The organism is Variovorax sp. P1_H2 (assembly GCF_056405295.1).
This window is the reverse complement of record NZ_JBFUCJ010000092.1, coordinates 14,103-30,269: the sequence shown is the minus strand read 5'-3', so window position 1 is coordinate 30,269 and position 16,167 is coordinate 14,103. Positions and strand designations below refer to the sequence as shown.

General features: G+C 65.7%; 15 protein-coding genes. 6 read left to right on the top strand and 9 right to left on the bottom strand.

What is annotated here, in order from left to right; all coding sequences use genetic code 11:
- From AC1D2E_RS25775 to AC1D2E_RS25760, 4 genes are all read left to right on the top strand, one after another.
- Nucleotides 1-396 (top strand): cupin domain-containing protein (locus AC1D2E_RS25775; RefSeq protein WP_478200034.1); only part of this gene is annotated, 396 nt, incomplete at its 5' end.
- A gap of 483 nt (nt 397-879) precedes the next feature.
- Nucleotides 880-1,437: a dihydrofolate reductase family protein gene (locus AC1D2E_RS25770; RefSeq protein ID WP_478200033.1), complete on the top strand. Its 558-nt coding sequence runs from the start codon at nt 880-882 to the stop codon at nt 1,435-1,437.
- A gap of 975 nt (nt 1,438-2,412) precedes the next feature.
- Nucleotides 2,413-2,991: an amino acid synthesis family protein gene (locus AC1D2E_RS25765; protein WP_478200032.1), complete on the top strand. Its 579-nt coding sequence runs from the start codon at nt 2,413-2,415 to the stop codon at nt 2,989-2,991.
- A 14-nt stretch (nt 2,992-3,005) separates the two neighbouring features.
- Nucleotides 3,006-4,496 carry a nitrite/sulfite reductase gene (locus tag AC1D2E_RS25760; protein ID WP_478200031.1) on the top strand — a complete coding sequence of 497 codons (1,491 nt, stop codon included), beginning with the start codon at nt 3,006-3,008 and terminating at the stop codon, nt 4,494-4,496.
- Between the two features lie 92 nt (nt 4,497-4,588).
- Here AC1D2E_RS25760 and AC1D2E_RS25755 read toward each other — a convergent pair whose 3' ends face one another.
- Together AC1D2E_RS25755 and AC1D2E_RS25750 are read right to left on the bottom strand one after the other, a co-directional pair.
- Nucleotides 4,589-6,514: a sensor histidine kinase gene (locus AC1D2E_RS25755; RefSeq protein ID WP_478200030.1), complete on the bottom strand. Its 1,926-nt coding sequence runs from the start codon at nt 6,512-6,514 to the stop codon at nt 4,589-4,591.
- A gap of 31 nt (nt 6,515-6,545) precedes the next feature.
- Complete coding sequence (locus AC1D2E_RS25750; RefSeq protein WP_478200029.1) at nt 6,546-7,211, bottom strand: response regulator; 666 nt, start codon at nt 7,209-7,211, stop codon at nt 6,546-6,548.
- Nucleotides 7,212-7,423: 212 nt separating this feature from the next.
- Here AC1D2E_RS25750 and AC1D2E_RS25745 point away from each other — a divergent pair, with 212 nt between their 5' ends.
- Nucleotides 7,424-9,316, top strand: coding sequence for a hypothetical protein (locus AC1D2E_RS25745; RefSeq protein WP_478200028.1), 1,893 nt, complete (start codon nt 7,424-7,426; stop codon nt 9,314-9,316).
- Between the two features lie 74 nt (nt 9,317-9,390).
- Here AC1D2E_RS25745 and AC1D2E_RS25740 read toward each other — a convergent pair whose 3' ends face one another.
- The 3 genes from AC1D2E_RS25740 to AC1D2E_RS25730 form a co-directional block, all read right to left on the bottom strand.
- On the bottom strand, nt 9,391-10,071 hold the full coding sequence (locus tag AC1D2E_RS25740; RefSeq protein ID WP_478200027.1) for an aspartate/glutamate racemase family protein: 681 nt from the start codon (nt 10,069-10,071) through the stop codon (nt 9,391-9,393).
- Between the two features lie 15 nt (nt 10,072-10,086).
- Nucleotides 10,087-10,548 carry an Lrp/AsnC family transcriptional regulator gene (locus AC1D2E_RS25735; RefSeq protein WP_478177311.1) on the bottom strand — a complete coding sequence of 154 codons (462 nt, stop codon included), beginning with the start codon at nt 10,546-10,548 and terminating at the stop codon, nt 10,087-10,089.
- A 68-nt stretch (nt 10,549-10,616) separates the two neighbouring features.
- Complete coding sequence (locus AC1D2E_RS25730) at nt 10,617-12,050, bottom strand: FAD-binding oxidoreductase (RefSeq protein WP_478200026.1); 1,434 nt, start codon at nt 12,048-12,050, stop codon at nt 10,617-10,619.
- A gap of 211 nt (nt 12,051-12,261) precedes the next feature.
- Between AC1D2E_RS25730 and AC1D2E_RS25725 the strand changes: the two genes are divergently transcribed.
- Nucleotides 12,262-13,209, top strand: coding sequence for a LysR family transcriptional regulator (locus tag AC1D2E_RS25725; RefSeq protein WP_478200025.1), 948 nt, complete (start codon nt 12,262-12,264; stop codon nt 13,207-13,209).
- Here the strand turns inward: AC1D2E_RS25725 and AC1D2E_RS25720 are convergent.
- From AC1D2E_RS25720 to AC1D2E_RS25705, 4 genes are all read right to left on the bottom strand, one after another.
- The gene (locus tag AC1D2E_RS25720; protein WP_478200024.1) at nt 13,177-13,545 is read right to left on the bottom strand and encodes a GFA family protein; all 369 of its coding nucleotides are present in this window, start codon (nt 13,543-13,545) and stop codon (nt 13,177-13,179) included. The two genes, AC1D2E_RS25725 and AC1D2E_RS25720, sit on opposite strands and share 33 nt — an antisense overlap.
- Before the next feature lie 58 nt (nt 13,546-13,603).
- Entirely contained in the window at nt 13,604-14,392 is a 789-nt protein-coding gene (locus AC1D2E_RS25715) for an amino acid ABC transporter ATP-binding protein (RefSeq protein WP_478200023.1), read from the bottom strand.
- A gap of 1 nt (nt 14,393) precedes the next feature.
- Nucleotides 14,394-15,104, bottom strand: a complete 711-nt coding sequence (locus tag AC1D2E_RS25710) for an amino acid ABC transporter permease (protein WP_478200037.1) — start codon at nt 15,102-15,104, stop codon at nt 14,394-14,396.
- Nucleotides 15,105-15,210: 106 nt separating this feature from the next.
- Nucleotides 15,211-16,014, bottom strand: a complete 804-nt coding sequence (locus AC1D2E_RS25705) for a transporter substrate-binding domain-containing protein (protein WP_478200022.1) — start codon at nt 16,012-16,014, stop codon at nt 15,211-15,213.
- Nucleotides 16,015-16,167: the final 153 nt, after the last annotated feature.

The window sequence follows — 16,167 nt, the reverse complement described above, 5'->3', positions numbered from 1 at the left end:
CTGAACGTGCTTGGCACGCAAGTCACGGTGCTTGCGTCGAATGCGGCAACACAGAGCTATGGGATCACTTTTCAACAGGGGGACGAGGGAACCGGTCCGCCTCCGCATAGCCACGACTGGGACGAATCCTTCTACGTCCTCGACGGCGAGATCAGCTTTCTGTGCGACGGCCGCGCCCACACCTGTCAACCTGGAACGCTCGTGCATGTACCGCGCGGAACTGTGCACGGCTTTCAGTACGGCAAGGGTGGTGGCCGGATGCTTGAGATCACCGGGCAGAACGCCTTGGCCGCCCAAATGTTCACCGCCGTCGACCACGAGATTCCGGTGGGCTCACTCGATATTCCAAAGCTGCTGGCCGTTCTCGATCGCCACGGTGTGACTGTCGCAGCCTGAACGACACACGAGGCTGCGTCCAGCGTCGTCCGGTCCAGTCTGTCGCGTTCAATCTCGTACGGCAGGTGTGCAGCGTCAGCCGTCGTTCGATGGCCACTCCGGGATCTCGGCACTCGGCCAGGAGCCGTCACCCGCGAGCGGCCGGGTATCGGCAGCCAGCATGGCGGTTGCGACGTAGCTGTCCGGGAATATCTATCGTTGCGTCGGATTCGAGCTGCTGGCAGAGTCGCCCCGATGGACGCCGCTTTCTGCATCAATYTAGTGGCGCTGAGTTCCGGCCTGCCGGGCGGATTTTCTTTGCCGCACAAGGCCTTATCGTGAATTTCGCCGACTTGGTTAAGCAACAGTCGGCGGAGTTATGCGGCACGACGTGCTGGATAAATTAGTAGGTAGGCGACAAAGGGTGAGCACCTCTCGAATTGGGCTCGTGCCCTTGGAGCCAGACGGCGAGCGGCTCGTCGCGTATCTCGATCGGAGGACACCATGGGTCACTTGACCTTCAGTATCAACGTCACCCTGGACGGCTGCGTCGACCACCAGGAAGGAATCGCCGACGACGAGACGCACGCCTTCTTCACCCGCCTCATGGACGAGGGCGGGGCGATGCTGTGGGGCCGCGTCACCTACGAGATGATGGAGAGCTACTGGCCAGCGGTCGCCCGCGGCGACACGGAGGCACCGCCGGCGATGCGCGAGTGGGCGGTCAAGCTGGAGGCCAAGCCGAAGTACGTGGTGTCCTCGACGCGAAAGGACTTCCCGTGGACCAACAGCCACCACATCGCCGGCGACCTGCGCACGGGCGTACAGAAGCTCAAGGACGCGACCCCGGCCGGCGTGCTCCTCGGTAGTGGCAAGCTCGCGACCGAGCTGGACCGGCTGGATCTGATCGACGAGTACAAGTTGCTCGTCCACCCCAGGATTGCCGGCCACGGCCCGACCCTGTACGAGAGCGGGCTGCCCAGCACTCGACGGCTCGAGTTGATCTCGGCGAAGGCGCTCCGCAGCGGCGCGGTCGCCATGCACTACCGGCGCGCGCGCTGACTCGGAGGTGGGTCATGTCGCCTACAACGCGCTGCACTCGGACGGGCCTCGCGTTGCTCGGCCCGCCGGTGAGCGCGGCGTTGAACGACTGCTTCCCGGTGGGCTGCCGAGCCAGCCAGCTTCTGCTTCGGCTCGATGGCCGGCATTTGCCCGCGCATCGCCGAAGGACCGCAATCAGTCTGAACCGGAAATCGAACCGGTCTCAAACGGCGCGCCCCCGTCGACCCGACCCTCTTTAGCGGTTTAACGGAGCCCAGGTGGGTGTTCGTAGGAAACTGAAATCTTGCCTGCGCCAATGCATCTTGCTTAGAACGGCTACGCTAGGGAGCTACTGAAGTCTTCACTGTGTTCCTACCGCAGTTTCAGCCGCGAGACATGCTCTGCACGACCGATCTCTGTTCGTTGTGCGATGAAATAACTTGTCGACGCATCTTGCCGTGTCTACTGGTTGGCACTTTGTCGAATTGCATTTCAGGGTCTCTTGGGCCTCTCACGGCTGGCGGCGACCATCCACTGACTCCGAACCGCCATGCTCTACCCATTCCTTCTTGAATTCATGGCAACCCTCGAGCAATGATGCAGAACGGCCCAGATTGGCGAGCGCGATCTGGAGCCGGCCCAGATGATCACCCAAGAGAACGAAGGAAAGTATGAATCCTCCTTGTTGTCGATCAGGGCCAATGCCTCTGCTCGTATGAGGCGGATGGCGCGTCAGCCGCCGACATTCGGTAGTGCGAAGCCAAACGGGGCAGTTTTCTTGGCGACCCTATTCGCACCTGCAGTGCGACGCGCCCACGAGAGCACTGAAATTTTCGCTGCGTTCCTGCATGACCTGACTGGCCTCGCAACCCCATAGCCAAGCTGATCCGCTCTCTGCCCCGGCCACTGATGCTGTTCGGCGGGACTCCGCGCGCCTAAGCTTGGCTGCACGCCGTTCGCGACGCACGTGGCGCGTGCACTTCCAGGTTCCAACCCATGCCATCGATCGACATCCGCAAACGCAACCTCAGCATGGAGATGATCTTTCATGAAGGCGGAACGCCCGTCAGCCGCCCGGTGCTGGTGGCCACCGCCTGCGCGGTGGTCCGCAACCCGTACGCGGGCCGCTTCGAGCCCGATCTGCTGGCCTTCATGGAGGCGCTGAAGCCGCTCGGCACCAGCCTCGCCGAAGAACTCGTGAGCACGCTCGGCAAGGCGCGCGTCGAAGCCTACGGCAAAGCCGCCATCGTCGGCGTGAACGGCGAGACCGAGCACGGCGCGGTCTGGCACGAGGCCGGCGGCTGGGCGATGCGCGAAGCGCTCGGCCACTCGAAGGCGATCGTGCCCTCGGTCAAGGCGGTGGCGAACGCGGGCTACCGGCTCATGGTTCCGCTGCATCACATTCGCGCGGCCTATGTGCGCAGCCATTTCTCCTCGGTGGAAGTGGGCATGCAGGATGCGCCGCGCCCGGACGAGATCCTCTTTGCCCTGGCGATGTCGACCGGCGGCAGGGTGCACGCGCGCGTGGGCGGGCTGCGTGCCGATCGGATCGCGGTCGACGATGGCCAGCGCTAGCAGGAGCCGCCGCCGTGTACGTGCCTGACGAAGCCGACCGGCGGCTCGCCGAGGAACGGGTCACGCAGTTCGCCGAGCAGACGCGTCGCTTCCTCGCCGGACAGTTGAGCGCGGAAGAATTTCGGACACTGCGGCTGCAGAACGGCCTCCACATCCAGCGCCACGCACCGATGCTCCGGGTGGCGATCCCCCACGGGATGCTCGACACCGCGCAGCTTCGCATGCTGGCGCATGTGGCGCGACGCTGGGACCGCGGCTACGGCCACTTCAGCACGCGACAGCGCATCGAGTTCCAGTGGCCGCGGCTGGAGGATGTACCGGCCATCCTCGCGGAACTCTCGACGGTCCGGATGCATGCGGTCCAGGCCACCGGCAACGGCAGGCCCCACACGGCCACGGATCCATTCGCGGGCATCGGGCCCGACGAGGTGGTCGATCCCCGGGTGTGGTGCGAGCTGATCCGGCAATGGTCCCTGCGGCATCCCGAGTTCGACTTCCTGCCGCGACAGTTCAGGATCGCGGTCAGCGGCGCGCGCGCCGATCGGGCCGCTGCCGACCCCTGCGACATCGGCCTGCAGGCGCTCGAACGCGAAGGACAGACGGGATTCAGCGTGCGGGTCGGCGGCGGCATCGGGCGCACGCCGCTCGTCGGCATGCTGATCCACCCGTTCGTGCCGTGGCCGCACCTGCTGACCTATCTCGATGCCACGCTGCGGGTGTACGAGCTTCACCGCCGCCAGGACAGCAAGTACAGGGCGCGCATCAGGGCCCTCGTCAGGGACCTCACGCCGGTGGTCTTCGCGGACCAGGTCGACCAGGCATGGCGTCGCACCGGGAATGGTCCCGACACCCTCGAGGAGGCGCACGTCGAAGCGATCGCCGCGCGCTTCACGTGGCCGCCCTACGACCCGCGCGCCGCCGACGCCGATGACGGGAGCGCGTCCCTCGCTTCGAGCCACGCCGGCTTCGCGCGCTGGCTGCGGGACAACGTGCACGGCCATCGCGTGCCGGGTTACGCCGCGGTCAGCCTGTCGCTCAAGAGGGCCGGCGTGCCGCCGGGCGACATCGGTGCCGACCAGATGGATGCGGTGGCCGATCTCGCCGATCGCCACGGCTTCGGCGAACTGCGTGTCTCCCACGAGCAGGAGCTGATCCTGCCCGACGTGCGGCGCGACCATCTCCTGCCGCTGTGGCGCGAGCTCGACGTCCTGGGGCTGGCGACACCGGCCGCGGGCTTGCCCGCGGACGTCATGCCGCGCCCGGGGGGCGACCCCTGCACGCTCGCCGATGCGATCCAGCAGCGCCTGGAAGACCTGGACCATCTGTTCGACATCGGCGACATCGACCTCGATATCTGCAGATGCATCGTGCGAGACCTGAGCCCGGAGGCGATCAAACGGCTCGTCGACACGTACCTGGCACACCGCGACAGCGAGGCGGAGCGCTTCATCGACGTGGTGGATCGCCTCGGAATCGACGTATTCAGGCAGGCCGTCCAGAATTAGACGTCGTGCGCCAGCGCGTCCTCGAGAACACCGCAAGGTTCACCTGCAAAAGTACGTCTTCCTTCGACCCTCGAGCGACGGCGCAGGAGCGCCTACGTGAGCTCCAGCGGCCTGGACAGGCTCGCGAAGGCCGAATCGCCACGCTCGACCTTGAGGTTCAGCGTGATGCACACCCCGCCGCCCGAAGGCTGCTCGACACGAAGACCTGCACCGATGGCAGCCRCCCGCGACCGCATGTTGTCGATCCCGCGCCCTCCGCGCCGCCGGCCGGACCCGGTGGCGGCCGAGGCGTTGCCGGGGAGTCCGATGCCGTTGTCGGCAATCTGAAGCGTGACGGCGGGCGCGTCGTCACGCAAACGGGCCCTGACGGCGATGCGAGACGCGCGCGCATGCTTCAGAACGTTGGTGAACGCCTCGAGCAGGATGCGCTGCACATGCATGACGACATGGGGCGACAGTTCCCGCAGCTCCGGCAACTCGGCGACCTCCCAGGCCACCTCGATGCCCGCGGCCTGCAGCCGCGGCTGCAGGCGATAGCGCAGCGTCGCCAGCATGGTGGCGAGGTCGTCGTTGGCGGGCTGCAGGGAGTCGACCGCCATCCGCAATTCGTCGAGCGCGATCTGGACGTGCTCGCGCAGCGACGCCGAGTCCGCGCCGGGCCGGGTGACCATGTTGAGCAGCGCCACGAGCTGCGATCCGACGCCGTCGTGGATCTCCCGCATGATGCGCTGCCGCTCGTTCGACACCGACTGATGGTGCTGCTGCTCCCGCAACACGTCGAACGCTTCCTTGAGCTGATGCTCGCGCTCGTCGACGCGGCGGGAGAGGTCGGCGTTCAGGGCGTGGAAGTTCGCCACGGTGCGGCTGTAGCGCTCGGCGATCAGCCAACCCATGATGACGACGAATGCGAACATGGCATGTTGAAGATAGGTGGTGCGCAATCCGGAGGCGTTCGCGAGCCGGATGGCGATGAGGTCGTACAGGCCGGTGGCGATCGATGCGCCAAGGGCGGCGGCCAGCGCCCACGCCTTGGCAGCGCCGTCGGTCCAGGCGCGGCGCGTGATCGACCACAGCGAAGCCAGGGACATCGGGACGATCGACACCAATGCCAGCGTCAGGAGCAGCGGCTGCCGCAGCGAGAACGATAGAACGGTGAGCATGGCGCTGAGCCCGATCGCCGCATCGATCGATCGGTCGAGGCGGCGCGGCACGGGTCCGAGCGCCATCAGCGCGACGCGGCACATCAGCGCCATGTGCGACATGAAGCAGATCGCCACCACGGCACCCAGCAAGGGCCAGGGCACGGGCACGTCGGGCCATTCCCGGTCGACGATTCGCGTCACGCCGAGAAAGGCGCCCAGACTGAACCAGCCGTACATCGGCTCGCGCTGGCGCAGCCAGAGCACGCCCGTCAACGCACCCATGCCGAGCAGGCCGGCAGCGAAGACGAGCATCGCGAGATCGCGCCAGCGGCGATGGGCGTCGTACACCGCCTCCACCGCCGAATGAGGCCCGTAGCGCAACACCGACAGGCCGCCGAGCCGCTGCGGCTGGATGGTGACCTCGATGCGCAGTTCGTTCGGCCGATCGGCATGCAGCAAGGCCGCCGGCACCGCCATCATCAAGGGGCTCTTGGCCGCGTCGAAGGAAGGGTCGCCCAGCTTGCCCCAATGCCGGACGGTATTTCCGTTGATGAACACATCGACCTGATTGCCTACGCGCGAGAACAACAACGCCATCGGCTCCGGCCCGCTCCGGGGCGGCAGCACGATCCGGTAGGCCGCACGGCCCCCGCGGCCCGGAAAGACGCTGTCCCAGCGACGACCGAGGTCGACCGGCCCTTCGCGCCGCGGAGCGCCGTCGGGCTCGAGCACGGCCTGCGCGGTTTCGAAGGTCATGATCGCGTCGGCCGCCGCGGCCAGCGCAGCGCCCGGCCCGAGGCAGACCGCCGCGGCGGCCAGCCAGGGCGCGACCCGTCGCCACACGCGCACGATCGGGCTCGACGGTTCGGAGATCATGCGCAGTGGTCGCAGGGCCTCTTGACCCGTGCTAGCGCAAGAGGCCCAGCTGACGCGCCTCGAACACCGCCTCGGCCTTGTTGTGCACGTCCAGCTTGCTGTAGATGTTGCGCACGTGGCTTTGGACGGTGGACAGCAGAATGCCCATGCGCTGCGCCGCCTCCGTGTACGTGAAACCCCGGGCAATCAGGCCCAGAACCTCTGTTTCGCGCGGCGACAGCGCCTCGTTTTCCGCCACGGCCGTCATCGGCTGCGCGGCCGGGCGGCCCTGCCAGCGCACGAGCAACTGCCGCGCGATGGTCGGCGACATCGGCGAGCCGCCGGCATGAAGACTCAGTATGTGCGTGGCCAGGTCGGCCTCGGTGCCGTCCTTCAGCAGATAGCCGCTCGCGCCGGCCTCGAAGGCGCTGAGCATGTTGACCTCGTCACCGAAGATGGTCAGGACCATCATCGCGCAGGCGGGCTGCATGTCGCGGCAGCGGCGGATGACTTCCAGCCCCGAGCAGTCGGGCAGGCCCAGATCGACGAGCAGGACGTCGACGGGATGGCCGGCGAACCACGCCAGCAGCTGCCCCGCCGTCGAAGCACCGAAGGCGAAGCGCAGGCTGGGCTCGGCGCCGATCACGCGCTCGAAGGATTCGCGCATGGTGGGGTCGTCTTCGACCAAGGCAACGCTGATGGGCGCGTGGGACGGCATGTCGGATTGGGACTGTGGCGGCATCGACCCCCGATGTTCGCACGATCGCCGGCCCGTCACGCAGGGGGTCCCACCCCATGAACAAGGGATGTGCGCGTATCGGGACACCGATAGCCTTCCGTGGCGTCGGATGCGCGCTGCGCGACCGCCGCGACGAACAAGCATTTTGGCAACTGGAGCAGGAATCGATGAAATCAGCAAGACGTTGGGGAATGAATGGCGCCGTCCTGGCGTTGACGGCCTCTTTGGCCGCATGCGGGGGAGGCGGCAGCAATGGCGGCCTCGGCGCCCTGAGTGCGGGTACCGGCGGTGGAACGACCGCCGGCGCCAGCAGCGGCACGGACAGCGGCACGAGCAGCAGCGGCGGCGTTTCGCAGTCCGGCACCACCCTGATTTCCGGCGTCGCGGCCGTGGGCGCGCCACTGGTCGGCAACGTGACCGTCAAGGATTCGAAGGGTGCCACCCGCAGCGCCGCGATCGGCACCAACGGCAGCTATTCCGTCGACGTCAGCGGCATGACGGCGCCTTTCGTGTTCCGGGCCGAAGGCTCGGTGAACGGCACGACGGCGACCGTCCATTCGATTGCCACCGAGGCGGATCTCAACGGCCGGATCAACATCACCCAGCTGACCGACCTGATCGTTTCCAACATCGCGGGCCAGCTCGCCCAGAACTACTTCGACAAGTTCGACCAGAGCGGCAATGCCGGCCTCGCGAGCAAGGCGCTGGTCGACGCGGAAGTCGCCAAGCTGAAAGAAAAGCTGCTGCCGATCCTGGCCGCGCTGGGCGTCGACACCGCCATCGACCTGCTTCACAGCACCTTCACGCCGCTGGCCGACCCGATCGACAAGGCGCTCGACGTCATCCGCGTGAGCTACGACGCCGCCGCGAACACGGCCACGATCTCCAACGTCGTGAACGCCATCGCCGTCGTCGACGACCTGGCGACCCAGGCCGCGGCGGAGCCAACGCCTGCGACCTTGAGCGGCGCCAACGTCGCGACGGGCGCGACCGACCAGGAACTCGTCAAGCAGGTGCTGAAGGACTTCACGGCCAAGTTCGCGGCCGGCCTTCCCTTGCCGGCGGACCTCTCGCCCCTCATGACGAGCGGCTTCCGCTGGAACGACATGAACCTCGCGACGTCACTCGCCGAGCTGACGCAGAACTCGGATCTCGTGGGTGCATCGTTCACCGACATCGAGATCCGCCAGATCGACTACAGCGATCCCGCGAAGATCACCGCGCACCTGTCGTTCTCGGTCAAGACGGCGCAGGGCGTGGAGATGGGCCGGCTCGACAACTGGAAGGTGCGCAAGGGCACGGACGGCATCTGGCGGCTCCATGGCGACCAGCGCGTGCTCAATCTCGACTGGTTCAACAGCACCTCGCTGCACCACGGCCTGCCGGGCTCGGGCACCTGCGTCAACACCGGCCTCGAGTTCAACATCGAGGACCCCGACAAGACGAACGACAACGGCGCCATCGCCTACATCCTCGTGAAGGGGCCCGGCCTGCCCACGGTGGGTCTACGCTACGAGGAGCCGGCACTGGGCGGACGCTGGATGATCGCCGGTGCCAACATGGAGAAATACATCGTGGCGTCGAACTGCGTGGGCGCACCGCCATCGGTGCTCACCGACGCGCAGATCGCCGCGATTCCGGACAACGCGCAATACACGCTGACGGCGTATGACATCAACGACGCGCAGGTCCTTTTCCCCACCGGCACCACGGACGGCATCTACCGGGTCAGGATGGAACGGCGGCCCCTGACGCTGGCCGAAGCCGCGGCGGGCTCTGTCTTCCCGGTGATCGACCCGGCGACGATCGACGCGTTCAATGCCTTCGACTCGTCGGTGGGCGGAACGATCTCGTTCGGCGCCAGCAATCTCAACCCGCTCACGCAGTCCTACGTGCAGATGTGGCGCAGGGACAGCTCGCAGGCCGTCGTCGACCGCCTGGAGAAAGCCGTGTCGCCGACCGCCGCGGGCCGGATCAGCACCAGCCTGCCGTTCGCGGCCAATCCGACGGTCGCGGCGCACGCCATGTGGGTCGAGTCGCCGGACCCGTACCGCCGCAACATCCAGACCTACTACTACAAGTAGGCGACGGCGCAACCCGCCGAGTGGGTGCGAGTCCACTCGGCGAGGGTCCTCATCCACCTCGAGAGGATCGCCGCCTAGGACGATGCGGTGCAGATCGTCCACTGAGCGAGCAACAAAGTCTCGATGTCATGCACGTGGCGCCCCGTCGCTCGCGCAACGGCCTCTCGGTAGGGCGGCATGTTGGTGCACTCGAGCACGATGTCTTCGACCGAGGGAAACAGGTTCACCAGGCGGCGCGCGGCGTCGACCACGTTCCTGCTGGCTTCGGCCAGGTCGAGCTGCTCTTCGTTGTCGAGGATGCGCCGGTAGAACTCGCAACCTGGCTGTACGCCTTGCACAGGCGTCGCCTCCGGAACGCCGACCGACTCCAGGATGCTTGCGGCCAACGAAGCCGAGTCGAAGGTGACGATTCCGGGCCGCGCGAATTCCCGGCATTGCAACAGGCTCGACGAGACGACCGGCACGGGCACTGCGTCGGCGAGCGTGTGCTGGTAGGCGGCCAGGAAGCCGCAGCTGGTCGTGATCATCGCGGCGCCCTCCTCGACCAGCTGCAAGGCGGCGTCGACAAACGGCCGCAGCAGCGCGGGGTCCGCCTCCTTGACGATGCGTCGGGGCGAGGCGCCCTCGACGACCCGGAAACGGACCGGAATGCCGTGGCGGCGAAAGGTCTCCGGATTTCCGATGTCACCGGGGGGCCGAGGGAAGCGCGTATCGAGCATCAGCACACCCAGGAAGCGCTCAGAGCTTGGCGTCATTTTTCTTTGGGATGGCTATCCGCTGTTCGAGACCGTGCTGCGACGATCGATCTTTCGGCTGAGCACGATCGAGGTGTGTGTCTGGTTGATGCCGTCGATCTGGCCCAGTTGATCGAGTAGCTTGTCCAACTGTTCAGGCGTGTCGCACTTGAGAAGCACCATGTAGTCGAATTGGCCGCTCACAGCCCAGACCTCCTCCACCTCCGGCAGACGCTCGAGCGCCTTGATGACCACCGGCGCACCCTTGGCGTTGACGCTGAGCCCGCAAAATGCGCGCACTCCGGCTTGCTCGAGCCGCTGCCCGAGGCGAACCCCATAGCCTGAGACGATGCCCTCGCGTTCCAGTCGCGCGATTCGCGCGACCACCGTGGTCCTGGCGATCTTCAGCTTGCGCGCCAAGTTGGCCGCCGGCTCGCGGGCGTTGGCCTGCAGCAAGCTCAGAAGATGGCGATCAAGCTCATCCAGTCGTAAGTCCATGGGCGGCCTTGCAGCATAAATAGGTGATTGTGGCGCGGCCGAGGCAGGCGTTCATGCGTGAGTCTGATTCAGTCGAGCCGGACGTTTCCGAGCCGGCCTCGAGGGTCGAGCTGCGCATGAAGGGCGCCAGCCAGCGCGCGCGTCGGCGGGTCCGTGAAGCGCTGGTAGAAAGCCTGGTTGTAGGGGCCGATTCCGTGCTCGGCGCTGAAGCTTCCATCGAACTCCTCGACCACGGCCCGGTAGAGCTTCGATCGGAGCCGGGCGATGGCATCGGCGCCGGTCCCGGGAGGCACGACGATGTTGAGATGCACCCCGCCGTCACCCAGGTGACCGAAGTCGCACACCAGGGCTGACGCAACTTCGGCGGCGATGAGCGCCAGGGCCCGCGTACGAAACGCGGCAAACCGCGAGCGGCTGACGGACACGTCGAAGGCGACCATCTTCCCGAGAGCCTGCACCGATTCACTGAGGGCATGGCGGATCCGCCAAAGACGTTCCGGCTTGTCCACCACGGCGTCCAGGATCCCGGCGCGCTCGAGCTGAGCCTCGAGCCAACCCATCAGTATCGACTCCAGGTCGAGCCCGGCGGCCTTCGATACCGCGCTCGACACCTCCAGCAGGACGGCATACGGCGGCGCGACCGAGAACGGGGCCGACACGCTCGGAAGATGCTTGACGGCTGCGGCCAACGCGTTGCCGGACAGGCCTTCGAACGCGCTCACGAACTCGCCCAGGGAGTCCTCGAGGGAACGAAGAAGCGCCATGGCCACTGCCGCGGACTCGACCGCAACGAGCGCCGTGGCACTTTGGCGCTGGACAGGATGAAGCTTCAGCGTGGCATGGGTCACCACGCCGAAGGCGCCGAACGTGCCCGTCATCAGCTGGGTCCAGTCGAGACCGGTATTGTTCTTGCGCAATCCGCGCGTCGATCCGACACGCGCGCCCGGCGGATGCGCGAGAACCCCAGCCACGGCCAGCACGTTCTCGCGGACACCGCCATAGCGGATCAGTCTGGTGCCCCCCGTGTTGGTGGCCACCATGCCCCCGATGGACGGGTCCGCGCCCAGATCGACCGGGAAGCTCAGGCCATGCTCGGCGGCGGCGCGATTGACATCCGACAGTCGGTATCCGGCAGCGACGATCGCACTTCGATTGACGGGGTCGATCTCCAGCCGGTCGCGCAGGCGCTGGGTGGACAGCACCCACTGCGTGCCGCGATCCGTCGGCGTGGCCGCGCCGACGAGGCCCGTGGCAGCGCCCTGGACAACGAACGAAGCATCGGCGCCAACGAGTTCCCGAATCGCCCATGCCAGTTCCTCGGCGGTGGCCGGCCGCACCACGGCACGCGCGATGCCCCGCCCGTGCCGAGCAGAGGCTTCAAATGGCGCCTTGTCAGCGGCCTCCGTCAAGAGTCCCTGCACGCCCAGGTGGCCAACCAGCCTGCCGATGAGGCCATGGTCGGGTGCTTGCGCATCGGAAGGAAGATGGGTTTCCATGTTCATGGCGTCGCGAGTGCCTGCGAGAACAGCGAACGGATGTCGTCGGGCTCGACAATGGCTTTCGTCTTCATGTGAAGCTCGTACTATCGTCAATGCGGCGCCCGATGGATAGCGAAAAGTCGGAACGATTTCATGTCAAAATGGAATCAACTTGTCCAATCCGGCCCGAGGCTACCCTCTGCGGTTGCCGCCGACTTATTGCTCATCGAGCATCATGTTCAGACGAGAATTCCTTCCCTCCGTGGGGCAGCTCATGGCGTTCGAAAGTGCCGCGCGCCACGCGAGCATTGCGCGCGCGGCACAGGAACTTCATCTCACCCAGAGTGCGATCTCGCGCCAGATCAAGCAACTGGAGGACCAGCTCGGGACGGCGCTTTTTCATCGCGTGCGTCAGCGTGTCGTCCTGACGGATGCGGGCCGCGTCTACGCGGCGGAACTCCGCACGGGCCTCGAGGCGCTATCGAGCGCAACCCAGCGCGTGATGACCATGGGCGGCATGGGCGAGGTTCTCAACCTGGCCGTGCTGCCGACATTCGGAACGCGATGGCTCATTCCCCGGATGAGGCGCTTCGCCGCGCTGCAGCCCGGCGTCACGGTCAATTTCGCGTCAAGAACGGAACCCTTCGACTTCGCGCGCGAGCCTTTCGATGCGGCCATCCACTTTGGCGCCGATTTCTGGCCGGGCGCCTCCTGCAACTACCTGCTCGGCGAAAGCGTCGTGCCGGTTTGCAGTCCCGAGTTCAAGCGCCGCAGCGGCATCCACACCCGCGAGGATCTGGCGAGCCAGTGCCTCCTTCACCAATCGTCGCGGCCCATGCAGTGGGTGGAATGGTTCGAGCAGGTCAAGATCGCGGCACCGCACGCCATGCGCGGCCCGCGCTTCGAGCAATTCGCAATGCTCGCGCAAGCGGCGGCGAATGGACTCGGGGTGGCGCTGGTACCCAGGTTTCTCGTCGAGGAAGAACTCGCGTCCGATCGATTGATCGTCCTGTTCCGCGAGGGGCTGATCACCCAGAGGGCGTACTACGTCGTCGTTCCGGAGACAGGCGCGGAAAATCGCCTGGTGCTGGCGTTTCGGGACTGGCTCGTCGGCGAGGCGGCCGCGTCGCGGCCGCGCGGCCAGACGAAATCACGCGAGCCAGTTGCGGCCGTCGTACGCTGAGACCTCGATGGCGGGGTCCATGGTCGCGACCTCGTCGACGCAGTTCAGGTTCACGTTCACCTGTTCAGGCGCCGAACGCGGGTGGCAGTGCGTGTGAATGCCGCAGTGCCGGCAGAAGTAGTGACTGGCGCGCAGCGTGCCGAAGCGATACACGCACAGGTCGTCTCTGCCCGACATCAAGACGAAGCTCTCCGCCGCGACCCGGTGGTGCAACGCAGCCTTGCGCACGCAATAGCTGCAGTTGCAGCGCACACCCCTGGCGAGATCCGAAAAGAATTCAAAGCGGACGGCACCGCAGTGACACTGTCCGGAGTGCCAGGACAGCGCTGCGCTCAAAAGGCAACCTCCGTGCTCCGCACTGCGGTGCGAGCGCCTTCGGGCGGCCGGGCGGCGCTCATGCCAACGCGGCGCTGGCAGCCTCCGACGCCTTGAAGCGCCCGAGAAATGCACGCGTCGATTCCTGGCGCGGGTTGTCGATGACCACGCTCGGCGGACCGCATTCCGCGACCACGCCATCGCGCATGAAGATCACCTGGTCGGCGACCTCTCGCGCGAAGCCGATCTCGTGCGTCACCAGGATCATCGTCATGCCTTCCTTGGCCAGCGCCTTGATGACGTTCAAGACCTCCCCGACCAATTCCGGATCCAAGGCCGAAGTGGCCTCATCGAACAGCATGACCGTCGGTTTCATGGCGAGTGCTCGTGCGATCGCGACGCGCTGTTTCTGTCCGCCGGAAAGCTTGTCCGGATAGTAGTCCGCTCGCTCCAGCAAGCCCACCTTGGCCAGCAGCGCGCGCGCCTCGGACTCGGCTTGCGCCTTGGGCGTCTTGAGGACGGTGACCGGGCCTTCCATGACGTTCTGGAGGGCTGTCATGTGCGGAAAGAGGTTGAAGTGCTGGAACACCATCCCCGTGGACGCCCTGAACCGTGCGAGCTTTCGCTCGTTGGGCAGCGTCGTGTGCGCGCCGTTGAACTCGATCGTCTGCTCGCCCACCGTGATGCGGCCGGCGTTCGGGACCGACAGGAGATTGATGCAGCGCAGAAGCGTCGACTTGCCGGACCCGGACGGTCCGATCATGGCGACCACCTGGCCGCGCTCGACCTCGAGGCTGATGTCCTTCAGGACCACGTTCTGCCCAAAGGCCTTCTTCAGATTGGAGATCTGGATCAAGGGACGGGACATCTCAAGCCTCCTTCGCGGCGCCGGCGCCGTATTCCATGCGCTTGGCCCAGATCGTGATGGGCAACAGAACCGCGAAATACGTGACCGCGATGAAGGTGTAGATTTCCAGCGGGCGGTAGGTGTCGTGTGCAATCACCTGGCCTTGATACAACAGATCGGGGACGGCCAGTACCGAGAGCAGCGACGTGTTCTTCAACTGCATGATGGATTGGTTCATCAACGGCGGAACCATCTTCTTGAACGCCTGGGGAAGGATGACGCGCCGCATCAGCTGCAGGCGTGTCATGCCGAGCGCCTTCGCCGCCTCGGTTTGCCCGCCTTCGATCGAGATGATCCCCCCGCGAACGATCTCCGAGTAGAAAGCGCCGCCATAGAGTGTCAGGCAGAGCGCGGCGGCGGCCATGGCCGACATCTCGATGCCGGCCAGGACGGGCAAGGCGTAATAGAACCAGACCAGCTGAACGAGCACGGGCGTGCAGCGGAACACCTCGATGTAGGCGCGCAGCGGCGCGGTCAGCAGTGGATTGCTGGAGAGCCGGCCCAAGCCGGTCACCAGGCCGACCAGCAGCCCGAGGACCACGCAGACCACCGTGAAAATCAGCGTGTACATCAGGCCGCTCAGCAACAAGCCCCGGTACGTCCACAACACGCCGAAATCCCAGTCGTATCCAACCGCCCCCGCGCCTGGGGCGCCGCCCGAGAAGTGCTTCATGGCAGCCCAGATGCCCGCAAGGGCAAGAAGAACCCATAGCGCGATGCCGAGTGGAGAACGGCTCCTCGGCTCGTTCGAAGATTCCGCGTAGTCCATGTGAGCCTCCTCAGAACTTGATTTCAGGCGGGAATGCACTCGCGGGCACGCCGGCGAGCTTTTCCATGTTCTTGAGAATGACGCCGCGGACTTCACCCTTCGCACGGACCTCGGTCAACCAGGCGTTCACCTCCTTTTGCATGCCGGTGTCCGACTCCTTGCGCAGCCCGATGCTCACGGGCGCGGTGTAGATGGGCTGCGGGATGAACATGGTGCCGATGGAGGCGCGCTTCGCGAGCAACGGCTGCGCCAACAGGATCACGAGGATCTGGCAATCGGAGCGCCCTGCTTGCAGGGACATCGTGGCGGCGCCCGAATTCTCCAGGCGCGTGACGTCGGCCTTGGGCAGCACCCGCGTCGCCAGTTGATCATGACTGGACCCGACGTCCACGACGATCTTTGTCTCGGGCGTATTCAGTTGCTCCCAGGTCTTCTGCGGAATGCCCTTCTTGCAAACCACGGTGTATGTGTTGTCGAAGAGCGTGTCGGAGAAGTTCACGACCTCTTTGCGGGCCGGTGTCGGTGCCATGCCGAACATCACGTCGATCTTGTTGGATTGCAGATCGAGCACCGCGTTGCCCCAGGTGGTCTCGACGTACTCGACCTTCGCCCCAAGCTTCTGGGCCAGGCTTTCCGAGAAATCCGGCCCGAAGCCTTCCCATTTGCCGCTGCCGATGTCCTTGGCGAAATACGGGACCGCGCCGGCAACCGCGCCGACGCGCAGGACCTTGGTTCGCTGCACCCTTGCCAACGAGCTCTCAGGCTCTTGCGCGGAGGCTGAACCGAAAACACAGACGGTCGTCACGGCCGCCACGACAGCGCGGAAAAAATTTCGTTAGGTAAACACGGTATCTCCAAGCAAGAAGCTCGCCATTGAAAGAAAAGGAAGGAAATGGAAAAAAGCGCTTTCCAGCCGAGACGAAGTCTAGAAGTCAGTGCTGTCACAATCAACGTAGCACATCGTCAT

Coding starts and splice junctions, on each gene's coding strand:
- AC1D2E_RS25710 (WP_478200037.1), bottom strand. CDS start 15,104: ATGAAGCACTTCTCGGGCGGCGCCCCAGGCGCGGGGGCGGTTGGATAC.
- AC1D2E_RS25740 (WP_478200027.1), bottom strand. CDS start 10,071: ATGACGCCAAGCTCTGAGCGCTTCCTGGGTGTGCTGATGCTCGATACG.
- AC1D2E_RS25735 (WP_478177311.1), bottom strand. CDS start 10,548: ATGGACTTACGACTGGATGAGCTTGATCGCCATCTTCTGAGCTTGCTG.
- AC1D2E_RS25730 (WP_478200026.1), bottom strand. CDS start 12,050: ATGAACATGGAAACCCATCTTCCTTCCGATGCGCAAGCACCCGACCAT.
- AC1D2E_RS25765 (WP_478200032.1), top strand. CDS start 2,413: ATGCCATCGATCGACATCCGCAAACGCAACCTCAGCATGGAGATGATC.
- AC1D2E_RS25715 (WP_478200023.1), bottom strand. CDS start 14,392: ATGTCCCGTCCCTTGATCCAGATCTCCAATCTGAAGAAGGCCTTTGGG.
- AC1D2E_RS25750 (WP_478200029.1), bottom strand. CDS start 7,211: ATGCCGTCCCACGCGCCCATCAGCGTTGCCTTGGTCGAAGACGACCCC.
- AC1D2E_RS25770 (WP_478200033.1), top strand. CDS start 880: ATGGGTCACTTGACCTTCAGTATCAACGTCACCCTGGACGGCTGCGTC.
- AC1D2E_RS25725 (WP_478200025.1), top strand. CDS start 12,262: ATGTTCAGACGAGAATTCCTTCCCTCCGTGGGGCAGCTCATGGCGTTC.
- AC1D2E_RS25745 (WP_478200028.1), top strand. CDS start 7,424: ATGAATGGCGCCGTCCTGGCGTTGACGGCCTCTTTGGCCGCATGCGGG.